At 76.0% G+C, this 4,605-nt stretch carries 5 protein-coding genes; 2 read left to right on the top strand and 3 right to left on the bottom strand.

What is annotated here, in order from left to right; translation table 11 throughout:
- Together ACI6PP_RS22905 and ACI6PP_RS22900 are read left to right on the top strand one after the other, a co-directional pair.
- Nucleotides 1–227: hypothetical protein (locus ACI6PP_RS22905; RefSeq protein ID WP_421114055.1), on the top strand; the 227-nt coding region annotated here is incomplete at its 5' end.
- A complete protein-coding gene (locus ACI6PP_RS22900) occupies nucleotides 224–1,567 on the top strand; it encodes a glycosyltransferase family 2 protein (RefSeq protein WP_421114053.1) in 1,344 nt (447 codons plus the stop codon). The genes ACI6PP_RS22905 and ACI6PP_RS22900, both read left to right, overlap by 4 nt.
- A 334-nt stretch (nucleotides 1,568–1,901) precedes the next feature.
- Here ACI6PP_RS22900 and ACI6PP_RS22895 read toward each other — a convergent pair whose 3' ends face one another.
- The 3 genes from ACI6PP_RS22895 to ACI6PP_RS22885 all read right to left on the bottom strand — a co-directional run.
- Nucleotides 1,902–2,714 carry a glycosyltransferase family 2 protein gene (locus tag ACI6PP_RS22895; protein WP_421114052.1) on the bottom strand — a complete coding sequence of 271 codons (813 nt, stop codon included), beginning with the start codon at nucleotides 2,712–2,714 and terminating at the stop codon, nucleotides 1,902–1,904.
- A complete protein-coding gene (locus tag ACI6PP_RS22890) occupies nucleotides 2,711–3,688 on the bottom strand; it encodes a glycosyltransferase (protein ID WP_421114051.1) in 978 nt (325 codons plus the stop codon). The genes ACI6PP_RS22895 and ACI6PP_RS22890 overlap by 4 nt, the downstream gene beginning before the upstream one ends.
- Before the next feature lie 16 nt (nucleotides 3,689–3,704).
- On the bottom strand, nucleotides 3,705–4,605 hold a 901-nt coding region (locus tag ACI6PP_RS22885), incomplete at its 5' end, for a glycosyltransferase (RefSeq protein ID WP_421114050.1).

Genomic DNA, 4,605 nt, shown 5'->3' with positions numbered 1-4,605 from the left:
CGCGCCGCCGCCCGCTCGTGCTCGCGAGCCGCTACACCTGCGAGATGGCTGCGCTGCGCCCGGGCACCACCACCGTCTTCGACGACGGCCGGCTCGCCGACGCGATCGCCGCCGCCCTCGACGACCCGGCGTCCACGCGCCTGCCCGGCACGACGTCCACCGCACCCCACCTGGTGGACGTCGCCGGCTCCTACTCGTCCTGGTGGGACACGGAGGTGCCCTGGTGACCGAGATCCCCGTCCACGCGCTGCCCGGCAACCGGTGGGACCTCCTCGAGGGCGTGCTCCCCGACGAGGCGCCGCGGGTCTCGGTCGTCGTGGTGCACCACGACCAGCAGCGCGAGCTCGACCGCTGCCTGGCCGCGCTCGAGCGCCAGACCCACCCGGCCGACCGTCTCGAGGTCGTGGTCGCCGACGACGGCTCGCCGACCCCGCCGCGGGTGCCGCCGGGCGTCCGGCTGATGACGCAGGAGGACCTCGGGTTCCGTGCCGCCGCCGCCCGCAACCTCGGGCTGTCGGCCGCCACGGGCGACGTCGTGTGCTTCCTGGACGCCGACTGCGCGCCCGAGCCTCAGTACGTCGCCGCCGCGTCCCGGCTGCCCGCCCTCGCGCCGGACGCGGTGGTGGTCGGACGCCGTCGGCACGCGACGCTGGACGACGTCGCGGTGGACGCGCCGGTCGAGGCGGCGGGCCCCGTCCGCGAGCTCGACGAGCCGGCCTGGCTGCGCGAGGCGTACCGCGAGTCCGCCGACCTGCTCCACGCCGACGACCGCTCGTACCGGTTCGTCATCGGCGCCACGCTCACGACGAGCCGCACGCTGCTCGAGGCCGCCGGCGGGTTCGACGAGTCGTTCACGTCGTACGGCGGCGAGGACCTGGAGTGGGCCTACCGGGCGTGGCTGCACGGCGCGGTGCTGGCCCACGAGCCCACCGCCGTCGTGTGGCACGACGGGGCCGACTGGGCCGAGCGCACCGACCCCGCCGAGCGTCGCGACCGCAAGCTCGACGAGACGCTGCGGGTGGCGTCCGCCCTGCCCGACCCGGGGGCGCGCGGACGGGGCCTGCGCTACCGGCGCCCGGACGTCCTAGTGCGGCTCGCCGCAGGGCTCGACGCGACGGCGGCCGTCGTCACCCTCGACGGGTTGCTGGCCGCCGTGCCCGACGCGGTGGCGCTCGTCGAGCCCCGCGTGCACGACCTGGTGGCCGAGGACGCGCGCGTCGTCCCCGTCGACGACCCGCTCGCCGTCGACGCCCTCGACCTGCCCGACGACCTCGTCACGCGGCACGCCCTGACGCACGTCCGGCTCGTGCTCGACGCGCACGCGGGCCTGCTGCTCGACCCCGAGCGGCTCGGACGCGAGATCGAGACCACCCACACCTCGGTGGGCAGCCGGTCGTGGACGTCCCTGGCCGGCAACGACCTGCTCACCCTCACCCGCCTCCGCGCCGCCCGTCGTCACCGCCGCTGGGGCGTCGACGACCTGTTCGGCGACGAGGTCCGCGCCTCCGACTCCGTCACCTCCCTCCCCCCGTCCGTCACCGTCGAGGGCTGGTTCGCCGGCTGGTAGCCGCCTCCCGCCCCGCCTTTTCCGCCGAGTGGCGCAAAATCGGGGTCGACACGCGGTCTGAGGCCCGAACTTGCGCCACTCGAGACACGTTTTGCGCCACTCGGCGTGGGCCGGTGCGGCGGGGTGCCGGTCGCACCTGGCTGGTGGGGGAAGTGCGCGACGAGGACGGCGTGGGGGACTGCGGCGGTCGGGTGCGGGTGTCCGGCGCGTCCCGCCGACGTCTGAGCCCGCCGAGTGGCGCAAACGCGTGGTCGAGTGGCGCAAAGTCGGGGAGCGCTTCGGCGTGTCGCCCCGGTTTTGCGCCACTCGGCGGAAAGGGCGGGAGCGGGAGGGTTCAGGGGGCGGTGAGGAGCCAGGTGTCGTCGACGTGCCGCACGAGGCCCTGGGTGGCCATGGCCTCGAGCCAGCCCTCCATGGGCCACCAGCCCCAGCGGGCGTGGAAGCGGGTGGCGTTGGCGACGATGCTGCGCACGTGCTGGACGGGCGGGGTGGACGTGGGGTGGTGCTGGTGGAAGGCGGGGGCGCCGCCGAGCCACCGCAGGGGGACGCCGGCCGCCCGCGCGCGCTGGCCGACGTCGGTGTCCTCGCCGCCGTAGCCGGAGTAGCCCTCGTCGAAGCCGCCGACGAGGTCCCAGGTGGGGCCGTCGACGGCGAACGACAGCGACCAGAACAGCCGGTGGTCGCCGTCCAGCACCTCGCCCGCCGCCGGGGCGGGACGCGCCGCGTGCGGGGCGACGCCGTCGCCGAGCGTCGCGAGGTCGTAGCCGCCGTCCGGCGGGGGAGGCAGGTACGCCACCGTGCCGCACCACAGCGCCGGGTCGCCGGAGGCCACGTGGTCGCGGTAGGTGCGCACCAGGTCGGGGCCGGGCACGCAGTCGACGTCGAGCAGCACCACGACGTCGGCGCCGCCGTCCAGGGCCGTGCGGACGCCGACGTTGCGCGCCCGCGACAGCGGCAGCTCGCCGTCCACCGGCACCCCCACCACGGTGCAGGACGCCGTGCGTGCCGCCGCGGTGACGTCCGGGTCGCCCATCGAGACCACCACGTGCTCGTCGGGCACGACCGAGCCACGCGCCAGCCCGCGCAGCTGCAGCGCCAGGTGGTCCAGGCGGCCCCGGGCGATCGTCACGACGGTGGTCCGGGTCACCGGGACGCGACCTCGTCGACGACCGCGCACAGCCGGTCGAGCGCGTCGGGCGAGGCCCACCGGCGCCACTGGCCGCCGCCGAGCGCCTGCGCCTTGCCGAGCAGGGCCGGCCACGCGGACGCGTCGGGCCAGCTCTCGACGCCGACGGCGATGCCCGCCGCGTCGAGCGCGCGCGTCGTCCGCACCTGCTCGTCGTGGGGACGCGGCGACGCGACGACGACCGCGGGACGTCCGGCCGTCGCGACGTCCGCCAGCGCGTTCTGCCCGGCGTGGGTCACCACGACGTCGGCCTCGGCGAGGTCGGCCCACAGGTCGGGGCGCCAGTCGTCGCCGGTGACGCCGGCGGTGGACCACGTCCAGCCCGGTGTCGCGGCGGCCGCGGCGGCGACGTCGGTGCCGCCCACCGCGTCGCCACCTCCGACGACGAGCACCCGGTGTCCGTGGCCCGCCACGGGCACCGGACGGCCGGCGTAGCGCGAGATCGCGTCGACGAACGTCGTGCGGTCCAGGTGCGGGGCCAGCCAGGAGGGGTCGTAGACCTCCCGCGGCCAGGGCGCGACGAGGGCCGTGGCCAGCTGCCGGGACAGCTCGTGCGGCTGGTCGAGGCGGTCGCCGGGCTGCTGGAGCAGGACCACGGGCACGCCCAGCGTGCGGACGAGCACTGCCACCTCCACCGACACGTCCACCACCACGGCCTCGGGCTCGTGGCGCGACACCCAGGCGGCGAGCTGCTCCATCCGGCGGCCGTACCCGCCGTGGCCGGACGGCGCGAAGTGCAGGGCGCCGTTGGCCGTGACGTCGACGGGTCGGGCGTCCTCGTCGTCGCGGGGGAGCACCGCCACGTGGTCGAAGACGGTCAGGTCGGTCGGCACGCGGCTGGAGAGCAGCGCGACGGGACGCTCGAGCCGCCCGGCGACGAGCCCGGCCCGGACGAGGTGTCCGGACCCGACGTGGTGCGCGTAGTACCCGATCACGTCAGCACGGCGCCGATCACGCAGCCAGCTCGAGCATGTCCGCGTAGGTGTGCTCGTACAGGTCGGTCATCCGGTCGATCGAGCACCACGTCTCGGCCCGGCGACGTGCGTCGACACGGTCGAGCGCGAGCACCTCGGGCAGCGCCGCGACCATCGCGTCCACGTCGCCGCCCGGGGTGAGGCGTCCGCACGACGCGTCCAGCACCTCGCCGACGCCGCCGCGGTCGAAGGCCAGGACCGGTGTGCCGCAGGCCAGGGACTCCGCGACGACCAGCCCGTAGGGCTCGGCCCACGCCGGCGTGACGAGGGTGGCCGCCGACTGTCCGACGACGGCGGCGAGCTCGACGTGGTCGAGGTGGCCGAGGTGGCGGACGTCGTCGCCGAGGTGCGGGCGGACGCAGGCGTCGAAGTAGCCGGGGTCGCTGATCGGACCCGCGAGGTCGAGGCGCATCCCTGCCGCACGCGCCACCTGGACGGCCAGGTGCGGGGCCTTCTCGGGCGTCATCCGGCCGGACCAGACCAGCCCGTCCCCACCCGGCCCGGCGGGCCAGCGGTCGACGTCGATGCCGTTGAGAAGGACGGGGACGTCACCGGCCGCGCGCCACGACCGGGCGGTGTGCGCGCTGACGGCGACGAACCGGCCGCCCGTGCCACGCGCGACGGTGATCGCCGACTCCAGCCACGGCGTCGGCGGGGTGTGCAGCGTGGTGAGCATGGGCATCGGGATCGTCCGGGCCATGGCCACCGGCAGGTGGTGGAGGCTGTGGTTGTGCACCAGGTCGAACGACTCGGCGAGCGGCCCGGCCAGGCGCACCATCAGGTCGAGGTAGGCGTGGTGCTCCTGCATCCAGCCCATCCCCACCATCGAGGCGTCCTCGGTGGCGGCCACCGTCAGGTCGAGCTGCGCGACGTCGAGC

The sequence above is a fragment of the Solicola agrisoli genome, assembly GCF_049059935.1.
Lineage (GTDB): Bacteria > Actinomycetota > Actinomycetes > Propionibacteriales > Nocardioidaceae > JAURVT01.
This window is presented reverse-complemented; position numbering and strand designations above follow the sequence as displayed.